This is a genomic window from Streptomyces jumonjinensis (assembly GCF_009600885.1).
Lineage (GTDB): Bacteria > Actinomycetota > Actinomycetes > Streptomycetales > Streptomycetaceae > Streptomyces > Streptomyces jumonjinensis.
In genome coordinates this window covers 1-20,392 of the sequence record NZ_VCLA01000034.1, presented here as the reverse complement: position 1 = coordinate 20,392, position 20,392 = coordinate 1, and the positions used below count along the sequence as shown (strand labels likewise).

Annotated in this window: 17 protein-coding genes; 11 read left to right on the top strand and 6 right to left on the bottom strand. The window is 70.7% G+C overall.

Annotation, left to right across the window (positions count from 1 at the left end; translation table 11 throughout):
• Positions 1 to 2 precede the first annotated feature (2 nt).
• Positions 3 to 1,862 (top strand): GMC oxidoreductase, encoded by a 1,860-nt coding sequence (locus tag FF041_RS04765; RefSeq protein WP_153521155.1) that lies wholly within the window; start codon positions 3 to 5, stop codon positions 1,860 to 1,862.
• Positions 1,863 to 2,194: 332 nt separating this feature from the next.
• Here the strand turns inward: FF041_RS04765 and FF041_RS04760 are convergent, their stop codons facing one another.
• The gene (locus FF041_RS04760) at positions 2,195 to 2,881 is read right to left on the bottom strand and encodes a hypothetical protein (protein WP_153521154.1); all 687 of its coding nucleotides are present in this window, start codon (positions 2,879 to 2,881) and stop codon (positions 2,195 to 2,197) included.
• On the opposite strand from FF041_RS04760, the gene FF041_RS04755 reads away from it, so the two are divergent.
• Positions 2,880 to 3,326 carry a hypothetical protein gene (locus tag FF041_RS04755; protein WP_153480350.1) on the top strand — a complete coding sequence of 149 codons (447 nt, stop codon included), beginning with the start codon at positions 2,880 to 2,882 and terminating at the stop codon, positions 3,324 to 3,326. The two genes, FF041_RS04760 and FF041_RS04755, sit on opposite strands and share 2 nt — an antisense overlap.
• A gap of 732 nt (positions 3,327 to 4,058) precedes the next feature.
• Here the strand turns inward: FF041_RS04755 and FF041_RS04750 are convergent.
• Positions 4,059 to 4,391, bottom strand: a complete 333-nt coding sequence (locus tag FF041_RS04750; RefSeq protein ID WP_153521153.1) for a chorismate mutase — start codon at positions 4,389 to 4,391, stop codon at positions 4,059 to 4,061.
• Between the two features lie 304 nt (positions 4,392 to 4,695).
• On the opposite strand from FF041_RS04750, the gene guaA reads away from it, so the two are divergent.
• The 3 genes from guaA to FF041_RS04735 all read left to right on the top strand — a co-directional run bounded on the left by guaA (position 4,696) and on the right by FF041_RS04735 (position 7,999).
• Positions 4,696 to 6,282 carry a glutamine-hydrolyzing GMP synthase gene (gene guaA / locus FF041_RS04745; protein WP_323391219.1) on the top strand — a complete coding sequence of 529 codons (1,587 nt, stop codon included), beginning with the start codon at positions 4,696 to 4,698 and terminating at the stop codon, positions 6,280 to 6,282.
• Positions 6,283 to 6,563: 281 nt separating this feature from the next.
• The gene (locus tag FF041_RS04740) at positions 6,564 to 7,352 is read left to right on the top strand and encodes a class II aldolase/adducin family protein (protein WP_153521152.1); all 789 of its coding nucleotides are present in this window, start codon (positions 6,564 to 6,566) and stop codon (positions 7,350 to 7,352) included.
• Positions 7,353 to 7,471: 119 nt separating this feature from the next.
• Positions 7,472 to 7,999 carry a DoxX family protein gene (locus tag FF041_RS04735; protein WP_153521151.1) on the top strand — a complete coding sequence of 176 codons (528 nt, stop codon included), beginning with the start codon at positions 7,472 to 7,474 and terminating at the stop codon, positions 7,997 to 7,999.
• A 213-nt stretch (positions 8,000 to 8,212) separates the two neighbouring features.
• Here the strand turns inward: FF041_RS04735 and FF041_RS04730 are convergent, their stop codons facing one another.
• Entirely contained in the window at positions 8,213 to 9,532 is a 1,320-nt protein-coding gene (locus FF041_RS04730) for a PspC domain-containing protein (protein ID WP_153521150.1), read from the bottom strand.
• 153 nt (positions 9,533 to 9,685) lie between these two features.
• On the opposite strand from FF041_RS04730, the gene FF041_RS04725 reads away from it, so the two are divergent.
• The 3 genes from FF041_RS04725 to FF041_RS04715 all read left to right on the top strand — a co-directional run bounded on the left by FF041_RS04725 (position 9,686) and on the right by FF041_RS04715 (position 12,339).
• The gene (locus FF041_RS04725; RefSeq protein ID WP_153480343.1) at positions 9,686 to 10,984 is read left to right on the top strand and encodes an ATP-binding protein; all 1,299 of its coding nucleotides are present in this window, start codon (positions 9,686 to 9,688) and stop codon (positions 10,982 to 10,984) included.
• On the top strand, positions 10,981 to 11,679 hold the full coding sequence (locus tag FF041_RS04720) for a LuxR C-terminal-related transcriptional regulator (RefSeq protein WP_153480342.1): 699 nt from the start codon (positions 10,981 to 10,983) through the stop codon (positions 11,677 to 11,679). Before FF041_RS04725 ends, FF041_RS04720 begins: the two co-directional genes overlap by 4 nt.
• Before the next feature lie 411 nt (positions 11,680 to 12,090).
• Positions 12,091 to 12,339, top strand: coding sequence for a DUF397 domain-containing protein (locus tag FF041_RS04715; protein WP_407698108.1), 249 nt, complete (start codon positions 12,091 to 12,093; stop codon positions 12,337 to 12,339).
• Positions 12,340 to 12,377: 38 nt separating this feature from the next.
• On the opposite strand, the gene FF041_RS04710 is transcribed toward FF041_RS04715, so the two are convergent.
• Positions 12,378 to 13,412, bottom strand: coding sequence for a C40 family peptidase (locus FF041_RS04710; RefSeq protein ID WP_323391225.1), 1,035 nt, complete (start codon positions 13,410 to 13,412; stop codon positions 12,378 to 12,380).
• A 244-nt stretch (positions 13,413 to 13,656) separates the two neighbouring features.
• Between FF041_RS04710 and FF041_RS04705 the strand changes: the two genes are divergently transcribed.
• Positions 13,657 to 14,010 carry a hypothetical protein gene (locus tag FF041_RS04705; RefSeq protein WP_153521148.1) on the top strand — a complete coding sequence of 118 codons (354 nt, stop codon included), beginning with the start codon at positions 13,657 to 13,659 and terminating at the stop codon, positions 14,008 to 14,010.
• Between the two features lie 195 nt (positions 14,011 to 14,205).
• Positions 14,206 to 16,674: a DNA helicase PcrA gene (pcrA, locus tag FF041_RS04700; RefSeq protein ID WP_153521147.1), complete on the top strand. Its 2,469-nt coding sequence runs from the start codon at positions 14,206 to 14,208 to the stop codon at positions 16,672 to 16,674.
• A gap of 56 nt (positions 16,675 to 16,730) precedes the next feature.
• Here the strand turns inward: pcrA and FF041_RS04695 are convergent, their stop codons facing one another.
• Both FF041_RS04695 and FF041_RS04690 read right to left on the bottom strand, forming a co-directional pair.
• Positions 16,731 to 18,224 carry a M23 family metallopeptidase gene (locus FF041_RS04695; protein WP_323391216.1) on the bottom strand — a complete coding sequence of 498 codons (1,494 nt, stop codon included), beginning with the start codon at positions 18,222 to 18,224 and terminating at the stop codon, positions 16,731 to 16,733.
• A 268-nt stretch (positions 18,225 to 18,492) separates the two neighbouring features.
• Positions 18,493 to 19,467, bottom strand: coding sequence for an esterase/lipase family protein (locus FF041_RS04690; RefSeq protein WP_153521158.1), 975 nt, complete (start codon positions 19,465 to 19,467; stop codon positions 18,493 to 18,495).
• Between the two features lie 368 nt (positions 19,468 to 19,835).
• Here FF041_RS04690 and FF041_RS04685 point away from each other — a divergent pair, with 368 nt between their 5' ends.
• A complete protein-coding gene (locus FF041_RS04685; RefSeq protein ID WP_153480336.1) occupies positions 19,836 to 20,249 on the top strand; it encodes a cobalamin B12-binding domain-containing protein in 414 nt (137 codons plus the stop codon).
• Positions 20,250 to 20,392 lie beyond the last annotated feature (143 nt).

Here is a 20,392-nt window from a genome sequence, read left to right as displayed (position 1 = left end):
CGATGACCGAGGTCCCTTCCGGCCGGAGTCCCTCCGGACCGTCCTACGATCGTGACCGTGCCCGTGCCCGTAACGACAGCAGCGGCGACTACGACTACGACTACGACTACGACGTGATCGTCATCGGGTCCGGCTTCGGCGGCTCGGTGTCGGCGCTGCGGCTGGCCGAGAAGGGCTACCGGGTCGGCGTCCTGGAGGCCGGCCGCCGCTTCACCCGCGCGACGCTGCCGAAGAACTCATGGGACCTGCGGAACTTTCTCTGGGCCCCGGCCCTCGGGCTCTACGGCATCCAGCGCATCCATCTGCTGGGCAAGGTGATGGTGCTGGCGGGCGCCGGGGTCGGCGGCGGCTCGCTGAACTACGCCAACACCCTCTACGTTCCGCCCACCGCGTTCTTCCGGGACCCGCAGTGGAAGGACATCACCGACTGGCAGGAGGAGCTGAAGCCGTACTACGACCAGGCCCGGCGGATGCTCGGCGTACGGATCAACCCCACGACGACCCCGTCGGACGTCCATCTGAAGGCGACCGCGGAGGCGATGGGCGTCGGCGACACCTTCCATCTGGCGCCGGTGGGAGTGTTCTTCGGCGACGGCGAGGACGCCGACGGCTCCGCCCTGGCCGCCCCCGGGCAGGAGGTCCCCGACCCCTACTTCGGCGGAGCGGGCCCCTCCCGCAGGGCGTGCACCGAGTGCGGCGAGTGCATGACCGGCTGCCGCCACGGCGCGAAGAACACCCTCAACGAGAACTATCTCCATCTGGCGGAGCGGGCGGGCGCGGTCATCCACCCCATGACCACCGTCGTCACCCTCACCGAGAACTCACGCGGCGGCTTCGCGGTCGGCACCCTGCCCAGCGACGACCGGCGCAAGGGGAAGGGACGGGTGTTCACGGCATCCCGGGTGGTCCTCGCGGCCGGGACCTACGGTACGCAGACCCTGCTCCACCGGATGAAGGACACCGGGCTGCTGCCCGGCATCCCGGCCCGGCTCGGCGAGCTCACCCGTACCAACTCCGAGGCCCTGGTGGGCGCGCAGACCGACGACCGCCGCTACCGCGAGCGGCACGGGGCCGCCAGGGTCGACTTCACCCGGGGAGTCGCCATCACCTCGTCGATCCACCCCGACGAGAACACCCATATCGAGCCGGTGCGGTACGGCCGGGGCTCCAACGCCATGGGCGGGCTGACCATCCTCCAGGTGCCGTACCGCACCCGGGGCCGGGTCGCGGGCTGGCTCGGCCGGGTGGCCGGGCACCCCCTGCTCGCCCTGCGCTCCCTCTCCAGCTACCGCTGGTCGGAGCGGACCATCATCGGGCTGGTGATGCAGTCCCTGGACAACTCGCTGACGACCTACCGCAGGCCGAGCGGACCGGGCAAGGGGCTGCTCACCGCGCGTCAGGGCCATGGCACGCCCAACCCCGGCCAGATCGAGGCGGCCACCCGCGCGGCCTCGCTGCTCGCGGAGGAGATCAACGGGTTCGCGGGCTCCAACGTCGGTGAGCTGATGGGCACTCCGCTGACCGCGCACTTCCTGGGCGGCTGTCCCATCGGCGCGACCGCGGCGACCGGGGTGATCGACCCGTACCACCGGCTCTTCGGGCACCCGGGCATCTCGGTGGTGGACGGGGCGGCGGTCACGGCGAATCCCGGGGTGAACCCCTCGCTGACGATCACAGCGCAGGCGGAGCGCGCCATGTCGCTCTGGCCGAACCGGGGGGACGCGGATCCCCGCCCCGCGCAGGGGGCGGCGTATCAGCGGGTGGCCCCGGTGGAACCGAAGAGTCCGGCGGTGCCACGGGAGGCGTTCGGCGCGCTGAAGCTGCCGTTTCTGGGGATTCCCGCGGTTCCGCCGAGGCAGTGATGAGCCCAGGCTGTCGCAGATGACGCGCGGGGCCGCCGCACACCCCCGTTGGAGTGCGGCGACCCCGCGCGACGCGGTTGCACACGCCCGTACGGTCAGTGGATCCGTACGGCGGTGTGTGTCAGACGGTCGCGCCGCCGCGGCCGGCAAGGCGGCGGGCGCCGTGGCAGCCGTCGTGGCGCGGCTGCCACGAGAGCGCGGCGAAGCGTGACAGGGCCGCTGCGCCCCCCTCCGAGCGCAGCGACCCGTCACGGCTTCGACGGGCGTGGATCCGTACGGCGGTGGATCCGTACGGCGGTGGGTCCGTACGGCGGTGGGTCCGTACGGCCGTGTTACGCCGCAGCGTCGCCGCGGCGGCGCTTGAGGGCGAAGACGACACCGGCTCCGGCGACGATGGTGATGCCGCTGACGATGCCGATGGTGGGCAGCATGGAGCTGGAACCGGTCGCGGCGAGGGTGCCCTTCGGGTTGATCGGCGTGTTGCCCGCGGGCTTCGTGTCCGGCAGCGTCTCCCGGCCGCCCTGGGGCTTCGTCTCGGGGACGTCGCCGGGCTTCGAACCGGCGGCGAGGATCTCGAACTCGTAGAAGGTCTCGTCCTGGCTGGCGACGCAGTTGCCGTTCTCATCGGCGTAGAGGCCGATGCTGATGGCGTAACCGGAGCTGGCCGGGGCGGCCTTGGCCACGCTCAGCCGCAGATCGATGGCGAAGGACTCCTTGGCCTTGACGTCCGTGTAGCCGAGGTAGCCGCCGGTGGCGCTCTCCCCGTCGAGGGAGATGTCGTGCCAGGCGCCGGTCTCCGGGTCCTTGTACTCAAGGGTGAGGTGGGGGGTCACGTCGTCGAAGGTGTCCTCGTCCCACGCGGAGGTGAAGACGCCCAGGTCGACCCGCTCGTAGCTGTTGTCGCCCTTGTTGGAGACGTTCAGCTTGAAGCCGTGGTAGCCGCTGCCCGCGACGATCTTCGACGGCAGCCCGGAGAGCCCGGTCGTGAGCTTGTCGTCGACCGTGGGCTCCTCCGTCATGTCGCAGCCGAATCCATCGCCGGGCGCGGTGGTCGTCGTGCTCGGCGTGGGGGCCGGGGAGCTGCTCGACTCGGAGGGCGAGGGCGAGCCGGTCGGGGCCGGGGAGGACGAGACGCCGCCGGAGGGGCTGTTCGACACCGAGTCCGAGGGGGCGGGGGTGCCGGTGGGGACTCCCGTGCTCTGGGAGGCTCCCGGTGCGGGGCTCGACTCCGAGGGAGCCGGAGCGCTGGTGCTCGGGTCCGGGGACTGGGGCGGGGGCGCCGACTCCGTCGTCGATGCCGCGCTCCCGTCGGTGACCGAGGCGTCCGTCGCGAAGGCGGCCGGTGCGGCCAGGAAGGCGGCGGGAGCTATGACGGCGGTCGCGGCGGCGACGGCCATGGCACGGCGGAGCTTCATGAAGACCTCGACCTGGTCGGGGTGCCACGGGAGCGGCACACGAGTGTGAAGGGCCTTCCGAGATACGAGTGCACGGTGAGGCCGTTGGTTCGCAGGGGTTGACCCATGGACCGCGGAAATGGTTGCGCCCGATCTCACAGAAACTTTATGTGAGCTGCGCCACTTGGCCGGAAGGGCGAGGTGGTCGGGGCGGCCGGGGTGATCGGCATGGCCGGCGCGGTCGGGGTGATCGGCGCGGCTCGCGCGGTCGGGGCATGAGCAAGGGCCCCGCGGTGATTCGCCGCGGGGCCCTTGGGGATCGGCTCCGACGTCAGGGCTGCGTCGGAGCCGATGCGCGGCGCCGGGGGGTCGGTGCCGCGCGGGGAAGGTCGTTCGTCCCAGCGTAATGGGGGCGCACGGGCCGGGCGCGCACTGCTCGGAATGCGCTTCTTTCGCATCGTGCTGGACGGAGTGCGGCATGCGCAACCGTTTGGACGGGATTGCGGACGACGCTGTGGGGGGCGATGCGTGGGGCAATGTGTGGGGCAGGGCATGGGCGGGATCGCGGCCGGCCCCGGGCGTCCCCGGAGCCGACCGCGGGAATGACCGGGCTGCTGTCCCCTGCCGACCGGTCACACGCGCTGGTGCGAGGTCCCACGACGCGCCCTGGGGCACGTCACACGCTCCAGCGGAGCCACGCGCGGTTTCCTTCGGAGCCCGCCTCTGGCTGACACGGACATCGGGACCAACGAAGCCCCGTCAGGTGCGGTCACGCTCCGTACGGGTGAGAGCGGACCCGAACTCAGATACGGCCCCGGCACAGCTCCAGCACCGTCATCGCCAGCGCGGTGCCCGGCTTGCCGAGCGCCTCCCGGAAGTGGTCGAGCACCTCCATCTCGCGGGAGAGATTCACCCGCGGGCCGCCGGAGGCGATGCGCGCGTCCTGGATCACCGCCGAGACGGCCATCCGCTCCTGCACCAGACCGATGATCCGGTCGTCGAGGGCGTCGATCCGCTCACGGGCGCCGGAGATCAGCCCGGCGGCCTCATCGGTCCGGGCGCCGGTCTCCTCGGCGGCGGTCCTCCGGGGCTGCCGGCACTGTCGGGTCTGCTGGGGCGTGTGCGTCGCGGTCATCGCGGTGGGCTCCTGTGATCTCGGGGCCCCGGAGCGACAGTGCCCGGATGACAGCAGAACGCCCCGGGCCTTGTCGGCCCGGGGCGCCTGGGAAGTGCTTGTCAGTGACTCAAGCAGCACGACCATGGCAGCCGGACGGGCCGGGTGCCATAGGTAAAGACGAAGGTCTGCTGCTGATGCATACGCACAGTATGGACCGGGGGACGGTACGGGACCAAAGAGCCGCCCGGATGGTGAGACGGGGTACGACTCCCCACACCCCGGTAGAATCGGGAGAACCGAACCCCCCGCCGGAAGGCCGCCAGTGTCATCAGCGTCTCCCGCTGCCGCGCCCGATGTCGTACTCGTTGTCGACTTCGGCGCGCAGTATGCCCAGCTCATCGCCCGTCGCGTCCGTGAGGCGCGGGTCTACAGCGAGATCGTCCCGTCCACCATGCCGGTGGCCGAGATGCTGGCCAAGAACCCCAGGGCGATCATCCTCTCCGGCGGCCCGTCCTCCGTCTACGCCGAAGGCGCACCGCGCCTGGACCGCGAGATCTTCGAAGCCGGGGTCCCCGTCTTCGGCATGTGCTACGGCTTCCAGCTGATGGCGACGACCCTCGGCGGCACCGTCGACAACACCGGCGCCCGGGAGTACGGACGGACGCCGCTGCATGTCGCCAAGACCAGCTCGACGCTCTTCGAGGGCACCCCGGCCGAGCAGCCGGTGTGGATGTCCCATGGCGACGCCTGCTCCGCCGCGCCCGAGGGCTTCACCGTCACCGCGTCCACCGACGTGGTGCCGGTCGCGGCCTTCGAGAACGACGAGAAGAAGCTCTACGGAGTCCAGCACCACCCCGAGGTGATGCACTCCACTTACGGCCAGCAGGTCCTGGAGCACTTCCTCTACCGGGGCGCCGGCATCGAGCCGTCCTGGACCACCGGGAACGTCATCGACGAGCAGATCGCCGTCATCCGCGAGCAGGTCGGCGCCAAGCGCGCCATCTGCGGGCTCTCCGGCGGGGTCGACTCCGCCGTCGCCGCCGCACTGGTCCAGAAGGCCATCGGCTCCCAGCTGACCTGTGTCTATGTCGACCATGGGCTGATGCGCCAGGGCGAGACCGAGCAGGTCGAGAAGGACTTCGTCGCGGCCACCGGCGTTCAGCTCAAGGTGGTGGACGCACAGGAGCGCTTCCTGAGCGCGCTGGCCGGGGTCTCCGACCCCGAGGAGAAGCGGAAGATCATCGGGCGCGAGTTCATCCGCGTCTTCGAGCAGGCGCAGGCCGAGATCGTCGCCGAGGGCGCGGCCGACGGCGAGGACGTCGCGTTCCTGGTGCAGGGCACGCTCTACCCGGACGTCGTGGAGTCCGGCGGCGGCGCAGGCACCGCCAACATCAAGTCCCACCACAATGTCGGCGGGCTCCCCGAAGACCTCGAATTCGAGCTGGTCGAACCGCTGCGCAAGCTGTTCAAGGACGAGGTCCGGATGGTCGGCCAGGAGCTGGGCCTGCCGGACGAGATCGTCCAGCGCCAGCCCTTCCCGGGCCCCGGCCTCGGGATCCGGATCGTCGGCGAGGTCACCCGTGAGCGGCTCGACCTGCTGCGCGAGGCCGACGCCATCGCCCGCGAGGAGCTGACCGCGGCGGGTCTCGACCGCGAGATCTGGCAGTGCCCGGTGGTCCTGCTCGCCGATGTCCGCAGCGTCGGCGTCCAGGGCGACGGCCGCACCTACGGTCACCCGATCGTGCTGCGCCCCGTCTCCTCCGAGGACGCCATGACGGCGGACTGGACGCGGATGCCGTACGACGTACTGGCGAAGATCTCGACCCGGATCACCAACGAGGTCGCCGACGTCAACCGGGTGGTGCTGGATGTGACCAGCAAGCCCCCGGGCACCATCGAGTGGGAGTGATCCCCGGCGGGGTCCCCGCCCCCGCCTGAGAACCGCACCGATGCCGTCGCTCCTGCGCTGAGCGGCGGCATCGGCGTCTGTCCCGGCCCTCCGCTTCCGGGCCTTCGTTTCCGGCCCCTCCGCTTCCGGGCGTACGCGCCCCGGGACCGGTGAACCGCCGTTCGCCGCGGGGCCGTCGGCTTCGGGGTTCGGCGGTTCGACGCGGGGTCGGCCACTCCAGGGTTCCGCGGTTCTCGACGTGAGGCTGGAGACTTCGGGGTCCCGGCGTTACCTTCCGGCCCATGACCGACGCACCCTCGCCGATCGCGGTGGACCAGCTCCAGTTCGCCCTGCCTCCGGTGCACGAGTCCCCCGGGGCGGAGCGCGCCTACCGCAAGGACCGGCTCGCCGGGGTGCTGCGGATCTTCGGGCGGCTGGGATACGAGGAAGGGGTGTCCGGACAGATCACCGCACGGGATCCGGAGCTTGCCGACTGCCTCTGGACGAACCCCTTCGGGCTCCCCTTCGCCCGGCTCACCGCCGCCGATCTGGTCCTGGTGAACGAGCACGGGCAGGTCGTCGAAGGACGGCACCGGGTCAACCAGGCGGCCTTCGCGGTCCACGCCCAAGTCCACCGGGCCCGGCCCGATGCGGTCGCCGTCGTCCACACCCACCCCCCGTACGGGCGGGCGCTCGCCGCGCTCGGCGAGCCGGTCGAGCCGATCACCCAGGAGGCATGCGCCTTCTACCAGGACCACGCGCTGCACAGCGGCTGCGCCGGGGTGGCCGTCGACCCGGACCAGGGGCGGCGGGTCGCGGCGGCCCTCGGTCCGCGGAAGGCGGTCGTACTGCGCCATCGCGGGCTGCTGACCGTCGGCGGCTCGATCGACGCGGCGGCCTGGTGGTTCCTCTCGATGGAGCGCTGCGCCCGGGTACAGCTGACCGCGCGGGCGGCGGGCGAACCGATCCAGATCGAACACCGGGACGCCATCGCCATCAGGGAGCAGCTCGGCACCGACCTGGTGGCCTGGATCAGCTTCCAGCCGCTGTGGCGGCAGAGCCAGCCCCCGGAACATGAGAGTCCCCTTTGATTTCGCCCGATCCCGCCGCTGCCGTCACCAGGGGATGAGCCGTCTGCCCCCCGGATACGTAAGGTCATTTGAGGGCTGAACGCATCACTCTCACGGCACAGCCGAAAGCGGGGAAAGCGATGACGCATACGCGAACGACGACCGGTCACGGCGCCACCATCGACGGGGGACGGAGCACGGGCGGCTGGAAGGACCGGGCGAGCGAGTTCGCTCTGCTGCCTCTGCGGATCTTTCTGGGCATCACCTTCATCTACGCCGGGTTGGACAAACTCACGGACAGTCAGTTCCTCTCGGCCGGCGGTCCCGGCTCCCTCGGCGAGCAGATGCGCGGTGTACGGGATGTCTCCGCCATCCCCGAACTGGTCGACCTCGCCCTCAGAAGCCCCGAGGGCTTCGGCTATGCGATCGCCCTGGGGGAGCTGGCCGTGGGCATCGGCACCCTGGTGGGGCTGCTGGCCCGGATCGCCGCACTCGGCGGCGCGCTGATCTCGCTCAGCCTCTGGCTGACCGTGAGCTGGAACGCCGGGCCGTACTACCTGGGCAATGACCTTCCCTATCTCATGGCCTGGCTGCCGCTGGTGCTCGCCGGGGCCTCCGTGTTCTCCCTCGACGCCTTGATCGCGGAACGCCGCCGGCGCACGGTGTAGCGAGCGAACCCCGCCGTCGCGGCCAGGAGCACCCCGGTGCAGAGCACCGGAAAGACCGCGTACCAGGGGGTGTGCCAGGCGCCGCCCGCATCGCCCGCATAGAGCAGTGTCAAGGTCAGCGCGGTCATTCCCATGATCAATCGGCCCGGCCGGAGACCATGCGCCATCTCCCGGTACCACCGCACGGGCGCACGGAGCAGGGGCCGCTGAGGCTCAGGACGCGGCACGGGTCACCTCCACCTGTCCGACGCCCACTTCGAGAAGCAGCTCAAGGGTGCCCGTCGGCTTGGCGCCCTTGGGCGCGGGCAGCGTAACCCGCCGGCTCTGATCGGGGGAGACGGCGATGTCGTTCTGCTTCTCCCCCGGCAGCCTGATGTCACCGAGCCCCGCCGTGGCCCGCAGCTTCACCGCCGCGTTCGCGGGTATGAGGACCTTCAGCCCGCCCGCTCCCACCTCCGCTTCGGTGGAGACCGTCTGCCCGGCCGGGACGGTGAGACCGGAGAGATCGAGGGTCCCCACGCCCGAGCCCAGCTCGTACCGGGGCTGGACGGCGGCCACGGACGACGGCTTCCAGTCCGTACGCACCCAGCGGGTGTCGATGTCCTTGGGCAGCGCCGCCGCGCCCGCGAGCGCCAGCGCCGTGAGCACCGTCATCACCACTGTGCCGAAGCCGGTGCGGCCCAGCAGCGAGCTGACCGCCAGTCCGAGGCCGAAGGCCCCCAGCGCGCAGGCCAGCCCGATCTGGAGGCTGGTGCCCAGCGGGTTGTGGTCCCAGCTCAGCCGGACCCCGAGAAAGCCCGCGACCAGCGCCAGGGTGAAGATCGTGCCGCCGATTCCGCGCGGGCCGCGCGGACGAGGGGGAGCCGGCGGCTCCCGGAGCGAGATGTTCGTCGCGGCCATCGCCGCCCTCTCGTCCTGGGGCCCCCACAGATACCCCGAGGGCGTCGGACCGGTGGAGCCGTCCTTGATGATCGGGTCCCGCCACCAGGAGGGGCTGTCGGGCGCGGGCGGCGCCTTGGTCTCGGGCGGGGCGTCCGCGACCGCTTGCGCGGTCGCGGGATCGAGCGGGCCGCTTTCGGGGGTGACCGTACGGCGGCGCTGCGACCACACGGCCGCACCGGACATCGCCAGCGCGAGCAGCGCGGAGAAGGTGATCGTCCCGCCGCTGTGCAGCATCGTCAGGAACAGGCCACAGCCTATGAGGGAGAGGAACAGCGCCGTCAGCGCCGAGCCCTCGACCCGGCCCGACAGCAGCCGGCGGGCCTCGTTCTCCTCGCTGTCCTCCAGGGGCATCAGCAGCCAGGCGAAGCCGTAGAAGATCAGACCGATGCCGCCGGTGACCGCGAGGACGCCCACCACTATCCGGAAGATCACCGGATCTATGTCGTAGTACCGCCCGAGCCCGCCGCAGACGCCCGCCAGCATCTTCTGGCGGGGTGTGCGGCGCAGCGGTCGGACCTCGGGGGAGAGGCCCGCCTGCGCTTCGGGGGGTCCGTCCGGTGCCGCCCGGTGCGGAGTGGTCGGCTCAGTCATGCATCCATGGTGACGGTCGCCCGCCGGGTACGGCACCGGGGCCTACCCTGGCCCGTCCCTGATATCCGTACCCCGATACCCCGCCCGCGATCAGGGTCGGTTCAGGGGCAGCCCCTGATACCGCCTCCCCGCCCGCCGTGTGACGATCGGGTCATGCCCGTCTCCCCGCCCCGACCCGCCGCACCCTCGCGCGCCCCGTCGCCCGAGGACGTACCGCCGCGCAAGCTCTACCGCAGCGCCGACGGCCGTCTGCTGGGCGGAGTGGCGCGCGGGCTCGCCGGACATCTCGGGCTGCCCGTGATCTGGGTCCGGCTGGTCTTCCTCGGCCTCTTCATGGCCGAGGGCCTCGGGGCCCTGCTGTACGCGGTGTTCTGGATCGTCGTCCCGCTCGGCGTCGGGGGCCGCGCGGAGGTGCCGCGCTCCGTCTTCGAGGTCACCAGCGACGGCAGACGCAAGCTCCGCAAACCCGACAAGGGGCAGCTGTTCGCGACGATCGCGCTGCTCTTCGGCGTGGCCATCTTCGTCGGCGATGTCGAGAACAGGAGCGGCACCGACCGCTATGTCTGGCCGACGCTGCTGATCGGCGCGGGCGTGGTGCTGGTGTGGCGGCAGGCGGACAATGCCCGCCGCGCCCGCTGGACCGAGGCCGGCAGCCGCAATCGCCGGCTGTTCCAGCTCGCCCGGGGGCTCGCCGGGGTCGCTCTCGTCGGCATGGGGCTGACCGTCTTCATGGTGGTGCGCGGCTCGGCCGCCCAGCTCGGCAATGTCCTGACCGCCGCGGTGGCCGTCATCGCCGGTATCGGTCTGCTCGCCGGGCCCTGGCTGGTGCGGATGACCCAGGACCTCTCCGAGGAGCGGACCATGCGCATCCGCGCCCAGGAGCGGGCCGAGGTGGCCGCGCATGTCCATGACTCCGTACTGCACACCCTGACCCTGATCCAGCGGAACGCCGACGACGCGGGCGAGGTCCGCCGACTCGCCCGTGCCCAGGAGCGCGAGCTGCGGAACTGGCTGTACAAACCGGAAGGCACCGGCAAGGAGGAGGACGAGGAGCCGGACACCCTCGCGGAGGCGGTGAAGAAGGCGGCCGCCGAGGTCGAGGACAAGCACGGAGTCCCGCTGGAGGTGGTCGTCGTCGGGGACTGCCCGCTGGACGAGAGACTGGCGGCGCAGATGCAGGCCGCGCGGGAGGCGATGGTCAATGCCGCCAAGTACGGTGGCGAGGGCGGCGCGGTCCAGGTCTTCGCCGAAGTCGACGGGCGTACGGTCTATGTCTCGGTGCGGGACCGGGGTCCGGGTTTTGACCCGGAGTCGGTGCCCCAGGACAGAATGGGCGTCAGGGAATCGATCATCGGCCGGATGCAGCGCAACGGCGGGACGGCCCGGCTCCGCCCGGCCCCCGGCGGGGGCACGGAAGTAGAGCTTGAGATGGAGAGGGCGGCGGACGAATGACGAGCGCCAACGAAAGCACGGAAGACGGCGTCGAGCGGCGGGTCAGGGTCGTGCTCGTCGACGACCACCGGATGTTCCGTACCGGTGTGCAGGCGGAGATCGGCCAGACCGAGCGCACGGGCGTCGAGGTGGTCGGGGAGGCCGCCGACGTCGATCAGGCGATCACCGTGATCACGGCGACCCGCCCCGAGGTCGTTCTGCTGGACGTTCATCTGCCGGGCGGCGGCGGAGTGGAGGTGCTGCGGCGGTGCGCCTCGCTGATGACCGCGGCCGAGGACCCCGTGCGCTTTCTGGCGCTCTCCGTCTCGGACGCGGCGGAGGATGTGATCGGGGTGATCCGCGGCGGCGCGCGCGGCTATGTCACCAAGACGATCACCGGTGCCGATCTGGTGGACTCGATCTTCCGGGTCCAGGAGGGCGACGCGGTCTTCTCGCCGAGGCTGGCCGGGTTCGTTCTCGACGCGTTCGCGTCCACGGACGCGCCCCCGGTGGACGAGGATCTCGACCGGCTCACCCAGCGCGAGCGCGAGGTTCTGAGGCTGATCGCCCGGGGGTATGCGTACAAGGAGATCGCCAAGCAGCTGTTCATCTCGGTGAAGACCGTCGAGTCGCATGTCTCCGCCGTGCTCCGCAAGCTCCAGCTCTCCAACCGGCATGAGCTGACGCGGTGGGCGACGGCCCGTCGGCTGGTCTGATCCCGGTTCCGGTTCCAGCTCCGGTTCCGGCTCCGGCTCCGGTTCCGGTTAGGCCCTCCGTCGGTGCGGTTCCGCGCTCTGACGGAGGGCTTCGGTGCGTCGGGTCCTGGTGACTCCCCGGCGGACCCTTCGATGCCCGGCCGGGTGCGATCTGCCGCGCAGAGCCTGCTCAAAGTGGCCAAACGCGCGTACGAATGACTTCGGGTAGTGGGAGCGGCTTCACCGGAATCCCATCTTCGAGTTGTCGCAGGTCGCGGCCGAGAAAGGACCGGACCAAAGCCTTCGGTCCGTTCCGCGTGGGCATATGAGGACGGATCAGTTCCCGGTCATGGGCTCCCACGGTGACCCAGAGCTATGGCAGTATCGCCCTGAGCAGTCGGCCCAGTTCATCACGAGGTTGGCGGAGGAGCCGTGAACGGCGTGTCGGTGGGGTTCGGATCCAGTAGGAGTGACTCCGAGGGCGGCATAGCCCCCTTGGCCGGGTATGTCTGGCGGAAGTCCAGCCATAGCGCCAGCGGCGCCGGTCAGTGTGTGGAGGTCGCGGCCCGCCCCCGCTCGGTCCATGTCCGCGACTCCAAGAACACCAGCGGCCCGTCCTTCGGCGTCGCCCACCTCGCCTGGACCGCTTTCATCGCCTACGCGGCAGAGCGCGCCGACTAAGCCGACTAAAAGGTCGGCGGGGACGCGAGCGGCACGGCTCACGCGGGGCGGGCCGCGCCCGCGAACGGCATCTGGTCGATCGGAGCGATCCGGACGTCGGCACCCGGGCGCGGTGCGTGAATCATCCGCCCGCCGCCGATGTAGAGGCCGACATGGCTCACGCCCGAGTAGAAGAAGACCAGGTCACCGGGGGCGAGATCGGATCGCGAGACCCGCTGCCCCGCGCTGATCTGGGCATAGCTGGTCCGGGGCAGTGAGACGCCTGCCGCCCGCCATGCGGCCTGGGTCAGACCGGAGCAGTCATACGATCCGGGTCCCGTCGCGCCCCAGACATAGGGCTTCCCGAGCGCCCCATGGGCGTAGGCCACGGCCCGTGCGGCACGGACGGTGGGGGCCGTGGCCGCCGGAAGGTCCGCCGGCTGCGGCGCGGCGCCGCCGTCGTAAGCCGCGCGCTCCGCGGCGGTCAGCTTCCCCAGCAGGCGTTCGGCGTCGGAGAGCTTGCGCCGCACGGTGTCCTTGTGGCGATTCAGCTCGGCCTGACGGGCCTTGAGCTCGGCTGTGCGCTGCCCCGCCTCCGCCCGCACCCGGTCGATCTCGGCCAGTTCCCGCTGCGCTTCGGCCACATTCGCCGCCTGCCGCTCGGCGGTCCGCTGGGCGAGGGAGGCCCGCTCCAGATACTCGTCGGGGTCGGAGGTGAGCGCGAGCCGCAGCCCGGGGTCCATGCCCGCGGCACGGTACTGGGCGGTGGCGATCGAGCCGAGCGCGTTACGCGTGGTGTTGAGCCGGTCCGTGCGGCGGGCGGCCTCCTCCCGCAGCCGGTCCAGCGACTCGCGGGCCGCCTCGGTCCGCTCCCGGGCCCCGTTGTAGCTCTCGGTCGCGGCCTCGGCCTCCTCGTAGAGCCTGTCCACCCGGGCCTTGATCTGGGCGGGCGTGACGGTGGGCTCGGCATGGCCGGTGCCGTTGAACGCGGTGGCGGTCGCCGCCCCGGCGAGCGCCAGTGATCCGGCCGTCCTGGCGGCCGGGCCGCTGAACGGATTCCGCCGGGTTTTCCGGTGCTTACGGTGTGCGGCCACGAGGGCGTCCACGTCCTTCCGTGTTGGCGGCGTCATGCCGTCGGGGTGTCGGCAGGACGCTAAACCGGGAGGTCACGGGTGGGAGAGGCAAGGACCGATTCTGGTCGAAAGTGGACGTATCACCGCTCATTCTGCGAGCGGGATGGCTGCTGCTGGCGCTCTCCGCGTACCACTGTGACCGATGCGGCGAATGAGGCATACCCGCCCTGCTGGGGGTGATATGGGGCGGGCTAGGCTCCGGCTCATGGACGTACTCATCAATGTCTTCGTCGCCCTGCACATCATCGGCATCGCGTCCCTGCTGGGCGGATTCCTGACCCAGATGAAGGCGATGGGCGCGGGCGCCGCCCGCTTCACCCCCGCCATGCTGCACGGCGCGCTGACGATGCTGGTCACGGGTGTGGCGCTGGTGGGCCTGAACCAGGCGGACGACCAGACGGTGAACAACATCAAGATCGGCGTCAAGATGGCCGTGCTGGTGGTGATCCTGGGGCTGGTCTATGTCAAGCGGGACGAGGAGACCGTGGAGAAGGCGCTGTTCGGCACGGTCGGCGGGCTGACGGTCGTCAATATCTTCATCGCGACGGTCTGGACCTGAGCTGCGACGGTCCGGGTGTGAACCGCGACGGTCTGGACCTGAGCCGCTACGGCCCGGACCTGAGCCGCGACGGTCTGGACCTGAGCCGCTACGGCCCGGACGTGAGCGAAGATGCGGCCGGGACCGGGAGCAGACGAGCGCGGTCCGTCAATGCGGGAGCGAGCTGTCAGTGGGGCGGCCTAGACTCGGAGAGCGATGAGCAGCCTCTTTGACGACCACTTCCTGGCGAGCCTCCAGTCCACCCCGGAGGAGCCCCCGCCGCCGCCCGAGGACCATGAGGACACCGAGGGCCAGGCCCGGGAGGAGATCCCCGACGATCTCTTCCAGGGCGCGTATGACGTGCCCCCGGCCCGGGACGCCTACCACCGCGACGGCGCCCCGCGGACCGTCGTGGACCCCGCCGCCCTGCTCGAAGGGCTGAACGAGCAGCAGCGTGCCGCCGTGGTGCACTCCGGATCGCCGCTGCTCATCGTGGCCGGCGCGGGCTCCGGCAAGACCCGGGTGCTGACCCACCGGATCGCGAATCTGCTGGCGACCCGCAGCGTCCACCCCGGGCAGATACTGGCGATCACCTTCACCAACAAGGCCGCCGGTGAGATGAAGGAGCGCGTCGAGCATCTGGTCGGCCCGCGCGCCAACGCCATGTGGGTCTCCACCTTCCACAGCGCCTGTGTGCGGATTCTGCGCCGCGAGTCCAAGAAGCTCGGCTTCACCTCGTCGTTCTCGATCTACGACGCGGCCGACTCCAAGCGGCTGATGGCCCTGGTCTGCCGCGATCTGGATCTCGACCCGAAGAAGTTCCCGCCGAAGTCGTTCACCGCCAAGATCTCGAACCTGAAGAACGAGCTGATCGACGAGGAGGCCTTCGCGCAGCAGGCCGCCGACGGTTTCGAGAAGACCCTCGCCGAGGCCTACCGCATGTACCAGTCGCGGCTCCGCGAGGCCAACGCGCTGGACTTCGACGACATCATCATGACCACCGTCCATCTGCTCCAGGCGTTCCCCGACGTCGCCGAGCACTACCGGCGCCGGTTCCGGCACGTCCTGGTCGACGAGTACCAGGACACCAACCACGCTCAGTACACGCTCGTACGCGAGCTGGTCGGCACGGGGTACGAGGATCTGCCGCCCGCCGAGCTCTGTGTCGTCGGTGACGCCGACCAGTCGATCTACGCCTTCCGGGGCGCGACCATCCGCAACATCCTCCAGTTCGAGGAGGACTACCCGGACGCCGTGACGATCCTGCTGGAGCAGAACTACCGCTCCACCCAGACGATCCTCTCCGCGGCCAACGCCGTCATCGAGCGCAACGAGAGCCGCCGCCCGAAGAACCTGTGGACGAACGCGGGCGCGGGAGCCCAGATCACCGGCTATGTCGCCGACACCGAGCACGATGAGGCGCAGTACATCGCCGACGAGATCGACCGGCTGACCGACGCGGGCGATGCCAAGGCCGGCGATGTCGCCGTCTTCTACCGGACGAACGCCCAGTCCCGTGTCTTCGAGGAGATCTTCATCCGGGTCGGGCTGCCGTACAAGGTCGTCGGCGGGGTGCGCTTCTACGAGCGCAAGGAGGTCCGGGACGTTCTCGCGTATCTGCGGGTCCTGGCCAACCCGGAGGACAATGTTCCGCTGCGTCGCATCCTCAATGTCCCCAAGCGGGGCATCGGCGATCGGGCGGAGGCCATGATCGACGCGCTGGCGCTGCGCGAACGGATCACCTTCCCCCAGGCGCTGCGGCGCGTGGACGAGGCATACGGCATGGCCGCCCGCTCGGCGAACGCGGTCAAGCGCTTCAACACGCTGATGGAGGAGCTGCGCACGATCGTCGACTCCGGCGCGGGGCCCGCGGTGATCCTGGAGGCCGTGCTGGAGCGGACCGGCTATCTCGCGGAGCTCCAGGCGTCGACCGATCCGCAGGACGAGACCCGTGTCGAGAACCTTCAGGAACTGGCGGCGGTGGCGCTGGAGTTCGAGCAGGACCGTGCCGACGACGACGGCTCCGGCACTCTCGCGGAGTTTCTGGAGCGGGTCGCGCTCGTCGCCGACTCCGACCAGATCCCCGATGAGGACCAGGACGGTTCCGGTGTCATCACCCTGATGACGCTGCACACCGCGAAGGGCCTGGAGTTCCCGGTGGTGTTTCTGACCGGCATGGAGGACGGGGTCTTCCCGCATATGCGCGCCCTCGGCCAGACGAAGGAGCTGGAGGAGGAGCGGCGACTGGCGTATGTCGGGATCACCCGCGCCCGTGAGCGGCTCTATCTGACCCGGTCGTCCATGCGGAGCGCGTGGGGCCAGCCTTCGTACAACCCGCCGTCGCGGTTCCTTGAGGAGATCCCCGGCAAGCATCTGGAGTGGAAGCGTACGGGGCCGATGGCCGCACCCGCGGGCCCGACCTCCGGGTTCGGTTCGCGCATCGCGGCGACGCCTTCCTCGCGCTCCCGCACCTCTGCCGCCTCGGGGTTCGCCACGCGGCGCGGAGCGTCCGACAAGCCGGTGATCGCGCTGGCGGTCGGCGACCGGGTCACCCATGACCAGTTCGGTCTGGGGACCGTGGTCGAGATGAGGGGGTCCGGTACGGACGCGCAGGCGACTATCGACTTCGGGGACGCCAAGCCCAAGCGGCTGTTGCTGAGATACGCGCCGGTGCAGAAGCTCTGATCCGCCGGGGCCGTCCCGCTCCGGCGGGGCGGCCCCATGCCCTTGACCGGACGGGGCTATACGGGGCTGAGACCCTTGCTCTGGAGCCACTTCAGCGGGTCGATGGTCGAGCCGCCGCCTGGCCGGACCTCGAAGTGGAGGTGGGGGCCGGTGGAGTTGCCGGAGTTGCCCGCGTATCCGATGACGTCTCCGGCCTTCACGGGGCCGGAGCGGATCTTGGCGCTGCTCAGATGGCAGTACCAGGTCTCGGTCCCGTCGGGGGCGGTCAGGATGATCATGTTGCCGTAGGCGCTGTTGTACTGGGTGCGGATGGTGCCGTCGCTCGCGGCGAACACATTGGTGCCGTACGGGACGGGGAAGTCGATGCCCGTGTGCAGCGCCATCCAGTTGACGCCGGACTCGCCGTAGTAGGTGCTCAGGCCCCGGCTGGCGACCGGCAGCGCGAACTTGGGGCGCAGCGCCTCGCGGCGTTTGGCCTCTTCCTCGCGCTTCTGGCGATCCGCTTCCTGGCGTGCCTTCAGATCGATGCGCTCCTGGGTACGGGAGGCGCGGTCGCCGAAATCGCGGGCCTCCGCGTCGAGCGCCGCGAGCTGGGTGTCCATCTTGTTGTTCGCGGCGGCGGTCTTGGCAGCGGTCTCGGCCACATCGGCCGCGGCCAGCTTGGTGTCGTTCTGCTTCTTGGCCTCTCCGCCGCCCAGGCCGCCGACCGACGCCGCGGCGATGCCCGCGACGCCCATGACACAGGCGGACGGGACGGCGACGGTGAAGAGGGCGGAGCGCTTGGCGGGAGTGCGGCGACGGCCGCGGCTGCCGCCTCCGCCGGAGCGGCGGACGGAGCGGGGAGCGATCGGAGAGACGGCGGTGATGGGATCGAGCTCGTGCTCGTACCGGTGCTCGTCCTCCGGGTCCGCGTCCGGGACGACGGGGAGGCTGGCGGTGTCGCCGATGCCGGGGCTGTCGTCGGAGGCGGGGGTGAGGTCGATGACCTCGGTGTGGAGGTCGGCGTCGAAGCCGCTCTCGAAGCCGCTCTCGTAGTCGGCCGGATAGCCGGGGGCCTCGGCGGCGAACTCCGGTGAGAGCTCCGCCATCGGATCGGGCGTCAGCTCGGGGGCCGGGTCGGCGGTGTTCCAGTCGGTGGTGTCATAGCTGCCGGTCCCGAAGGTCGGCGCGGTCCACTGCTGGGTGGTGTCGTAGCCGAAGGAGTGGGCGTCGGCGTCGAACGGGTCCTGCTGGACCGGCTGGACCGGCTGGTTCCAGACGGCGGCGTCCCACTGCCCAGACCCGTGTTGACCTGCGGTGTCGTGGTGGCCCGTGGTGTCGTGGCGGCCTGTGTCGTGCTCGGTGAGCTGCTGGACCTGCTCCTGCGCGGGGTACGGGTCGTAGCCGGCGTCGGCGGTCTGGAGCGATCCGGTGTCCCACTGGCCGCTGTGACCGGCCTCGTAACCACCCTGATGGTCCGGGAGCGCGCCGAAGAGCGGATCGATGTCAAAGCTGCCGGTGGGGTAGTTGTCGTGGCCGACGTGCCCGGCGTGGGCGTGCTGGTCGTTCACCAACTTCTCTCTCGCCTCGGCGGCAGGACCTGGGTTCTGGGGCCATGGAACAGACCGGGTCCCAGAGGGGCACCAGTGGCGCGACTGTACCCGGCGGTATGCGACGGCGACAATCTTCCCGAGGTTCTGGGAAATCAGGAAACGGGCATTCGACCGTCTTTCGGAGGACCGCGGGCACAGCTTTGGCCCTACGTTCGAAATCTGTTCGAAATTTCCGGGGCCACTTGCCCGCGATCGGCGGACGATTCACCGCCGCCCGCTCCGGCGCTCAGGCGACCGAGACGGCTCCCGGGGTTCCTGTCGACTCATTTTTCTCCAGCGCCTGCCGGATGCCCGCCGCGACGGCAGGGTGCACCGGCATGGCGAGATGGCCGATCCCGCTGACCTGCACATTCTCCGTCAAGAGGTCGGGATGCTCGATACGCGCCGTCTCGATGGGGACCATCAGCTGGTCGAGATCGCTCCAGAAGCTCACGAAGCGGGTACGGCAGCCGGGCGCGGGTCCCCGCAGCTCCTCGATCACGCTGGAGCCCGGGCGCATCTGACGGACCACCGGGTGGGCGCTCGCGAGCGGGGCGACGGTGGTGCCGGAGTGCGGGGTGCCCAGGGTGACCAGGGTGCGCACCCGCAGATCGCCGCCGAGGCACTGAGCGTAGTAACGGGCGAGCAGGCCGCCGAGGCTGTGGCCGACGATATCGACCCGGCTGTGGCCGGTGCGGGCGCAGATCTCCTCGATATGGCGGCCGAGGAGCTCGGCCGCGGCGCGGATGTCACACGTCAGGGGGGAGTAGTTGAGGCACTCCAGATGACGCCAGCCGTGCCGGGAGAGCGAGCGGCGGAGCAGGACGAAGACGGAGCGGTTGTCCACGAAGCCGTGGAGGAGCACGACCGGAGGGCGGTCCGCCTCGGGGAGGGCCGGGATATCGGCGGCCGGGGCGACGGGCGACGGGTCGTCGTCCTCCGCCCCGCGCGGGCGGGGGGTGAGCCCCCGGCCGGGGCGCTCGGCGGTGAGGCCGGTGGGGTAGAGGAGCATATGCCCGGCGAGAATCGCCAGCTCAAGGGCGGTGGCACGGAGGGCGGTGGCGGGCGCGCGCAGCTGGCGCAGATCGCGCCACTGCCGGATGACCCCGGGGGCCAGCGGGGTCAGGCTGAAGGCGCTGAGGCTGAAGGCGCTCAGGCTCTCGTTCAGATCGCTGAGGCCGAAGGTGCTCAGGCTGCGGGAAAAGCAGGGCGGTACCTTCATGACCTTCATGGGCCGACCTCCGTACGACATCCAGGAGACGGCACCGTCCCCCGCATGCCCTCATGGGGCCTCTTCCGCGCTGCCCGGTTCTCTTGTCGTGCTCCGTCTCCCACGGTCGGCTTCGGCTCTTCACGGCAACGGCGCCGCGCCTCCGTGCCGCGCGGCTGACGGCACGGGGACCGGCCCGGAAGCGGCTCCCTCGCGCCGGACCCCGCACGGCTTGTGTGCCGTGCGATGCGGGTACGACGCATAGCGAACATGTCCCATGTGTGATTTCCCCCTCCCGGCCCGCCGTGAAACAGCCGGGTGCGGGATGCTGAAGATAACGTTCGTTCACTTGCGGTGGAGCCGGGTGTGTGGAGGCAGTGATGGGTGTGACTGGTCCGATCCGCGTTGTGGTGGCCAAACCGGGGCTGGACGGCCATGACCGGGGGGCGAAGGTGATCGCGCGGGCGCTGCGGGACGCGGGGATGGAGGTCATCTACACCGGTCTCCACCAGACGCCCGAGCAGATCGTCGACACGGCGATCCAGGAGGACGCGGACGCGATCGGTCTCTCGATTCTGTCGGGGGCGCACAACACGCTGTTCGCGAAGGTGATCGAGCTGCTGAAGGAACGCGAGGCGGAGGACATCAAGGTCTTCGGCGGCGGGATCATCCCGGAGGCGGACATCGCGCCGCTCAAGGAGCTGGGGGTGGCGGAGATCTTCACACCGGGGGCGACGACGACATCGATCGTCGACTGGGTGAACGCGCACGTCCGCCAGCCGACAGGGGCGTGACCAGGCGTTCCGGGCATCCCGGGGGTCTCGGGGGGCCCGGGGGGTCCCGCAGGTCCCGGAGCGCCCGGCCCCGGCGAGGACCGGCCAGGTCCTGCCGGGAGCCGGGCCGGACCCCAGCCGGGCCGGACCCCAGCCGGGCCGGA

What these genes read in the sequence shown, in the direction of transcription:
- FF041_RS04765 (WP_153521155.1), top strand. Translation starts at nt 3, where the DNA reads ATGACCGAGGTCCCTTCCGGCCGGAGTCCCTCCGGACCGTCCTACGAT.
- FF041_RS04755 (WP_153480350.1), top strand. Translation starts at nt 2,880, where the DNA reads ATGTCGCAGCCGAATCCATCGCCGGGCGCGGTGGTCGTCGTGCTCGGC.
- FF041_RS04760 (WP_153521154.1), bottom strand. Translation starts at nt 2,881, where the DNA reads ATGACGGAGGAGCCCACGGTCGACGACAAGCTCACGACCGGGCTCTCC.
- FF041_RS04750 (WP_153521153.1), bottom strand. Translation starts at nt 4,391, where the DNA reads ATGACCGCGACGCACACGCCCCAGCAGACCCGACAGTGCCGGCAGCCC.
- FF041_RS04740 (WP_153521152.1), top strand. Translation starts at nt 6,564, where the DNA reads ATGACCGACGCACCCTCGCCGATCGCGGTGGACCAGCTCCAGTTCGCC.
- FF041_RS04735 (WP_153521151.1), top strand. Translation starts at nt 7,472, where the DNA reads ATGACGCATACGCGAACGACGACCGGTCACGGCGCCACCATCGACGGG.
- FF041_RS04730 (WP_153521150.1), bottom strand. Translation starts at nt 9,532, where the DNA reads ATGACTGAGCCGACCACTCCGCACCGGGCGGCACCGGACGGACCCCCC.
- FF041_RS04725 (WP_153480343.1), top strand. Translation starts at nt 9,686, where the DNA reads ATGCCCGTCTCCCCGCCCCGACCCGCCGCACCCTCGCGCGCCCCGTCG.
- FF041_RS04720 (WP_153480342.1), top strand. Translation starts at nt 10,981, where the DNA reads ATGACGAGCGCCAACGAAAGCACGGAAGACGGCGTCGAGCGGCGGGTC.
- FF041_RS04705 (WP_153521148.1), top strand. Translation starts at nt 13,657, where the DNA reads ATGGACGTACTCATCAATGTCTTCGTCGCCCTGCACATCATCGGCATC.
- pcrA (WP_153521147.1), top strand. Translation starts at nt 14,206, where the DNA reads ATGAGCAGCCTCTTTGACGACCACTTCCTGGCGAGCCTCCAGTCCACC.
- FF041_RS04690 (WP_153521158.1), bottom strand. Translation starts at nt 19,467, where the DNA reads ATGAAGGTACCGCCCTGCTTTTCCCGCAGCCTGAGCACCTTCGGCCTC.
- FF041_RS04685 (WP_153480336.1), top strand. Translation starts at nt 19,836, where the DNA reads ATGGGTGTGACTGGTCCGATCCGCGTTGTGGTGGCCAAACCGGGGCTG.